The 1,279-nt window shown below is 66.2% G+C and carries 2 protein-coding genes; one reads left to right on the forward strand and one right to left on the reverse strand.

Annotated features, from left to right (window positions below; genetic code table 11):
* Nucleotides 1–741, reverse strand: a 741-nt coding sequence (locus ACNAW0_RS30375; RefSeq protein WP_416291479.1) for an RNA-guided endonuclease InsQ/TnpB family protein, incomplete at its 3' end; no start/stop codon positions are given.
* A gap of 24 nt (nucleotides 742–765) precedes the next feature.
* Here ACNAW0_RS30375 and tnpA point away from each other — a divergent pair.
* Nucleotides 766–1,182: an IS200/IS605 family transposase gene (gene tnpA / locus ACNAW0_RS30380; RefSeq protein WP_416291480.1), complete on the forward strand. Its 417-nt coding sequence runs from the start codon at nucleotides 766–768 to the stop codon at nucleotides 1,180–1,182.
* Nucleotides 1,183–1,279 lie beyond the last annotated feature (97 nt).

Consider the following 1,279-nt stretch of genomic DNA (forward strand, 5'->3'; position numbering starts at 1 on the left):
CGCACGGACCTTACGGGCCCGGTTCGAGGTCTTCGCGCCGTACTTGCGGCGGGCGGTCTCCTGCCGGCCAGCCTTCGACTTCAGCCTGGCCAGCTCCCGCTCCTGACCGGGTGAGGTAAAGGTGCGGTTCCACATGCGCCCGTCGGACATCGCCACGGCGACCTTCACCCCCCGGTCGACACCCACTACAGTGTCGGGCCGGGCGTGCGCCTCGGGCGTGGTGACGCCGGCGTGGACACCGAACCCGACGTGCCAGGCAACACCGTCGAAGGACACCACCGCGTTACGGACCGTGCCGCCCAAGGGGCGGGACCAGCGGAACCTGACCTCGCCGATCTTCGGCAGGCTGACCACGCCCCACCGGCGGTTGACCCGCCGCACCGCAATCGCCTGACCCGGGAACGGGACCGATAACCGCCCCGACTTGCGTTTGCGTGTCGGTGCCCCGGCGGGGTGCTGCGGATCCCACCAGTTGCGGTACGCCTGGTCGAGTTGGCGCAGCACCTGTTGACCGGACTGTGCCGGCAGGTCCGCGACCCAGTCGAGTTCCTTACGCGCCTCGGTCAAGGAGGCGCACTGCGCGGTGACCCCGAGGGTGACCTTGCGCTGCTGCCACGCGAACTGGCGCTGCTCCAAAGCGGTGTTGTACAGCCAGCAGCACGTGTGCCCCCACGAGGCCAGGCGCTGCGCCTGTTCCTCGGTGGGGTACAGCCGGTACCTCCGGCCCGTGTCCGCCTTCACGCTCCACATCATACACTTGGTTTCATGACCATCAACTACCCAGTTCGCACGGGCAGGCACTGCACTTTCCTACTCCACGCCCATTTGGTTTTCCTCACGAAGTACCAGGCGCCGGTCTTCACCGACGAACACCTGCACTACCTGGAACAGGTAATGCGGGAGGTGTGCGAACAGTTCGAGTGCGAGCTGATCGAGTTCAACGGCAAGGACAGCCACGTCCACCTGCTGGTGAACTTCCCACCCAAGGTGGCGCTGTCGAGACTCGTCAACTCCCTCAAGGGCGTGTCCTCCCGCTACCTACGCCGCGACTTCCCCGAGCTTCACCGCTACTACTGGCGGAACACCCGACTATGGGCCGGGTCCTACTTCGCCGGCACCCTCGCAGGCCCACCCTCGACCGCCCTGCGCCAGTACATCGAACAACAGAACCAGCCGGCTTAGAGCACGCACGGGCCCTGATGACCCTCCCACGCGGGCCTTCACCCCGCCCTGACTAAAGGGCAAGACCGTGAAGTTAGGGCGTTTGGGCTGGTGTCAA

The organism is Micromonospora sp. SL1-18 (assembly GCF_047921505.1).
Classification (GTDB): Bacteria; Actinomycetota; Actinomycetes; order Mycobacteriales; family Micromonosporaceae; genus Micromonospora.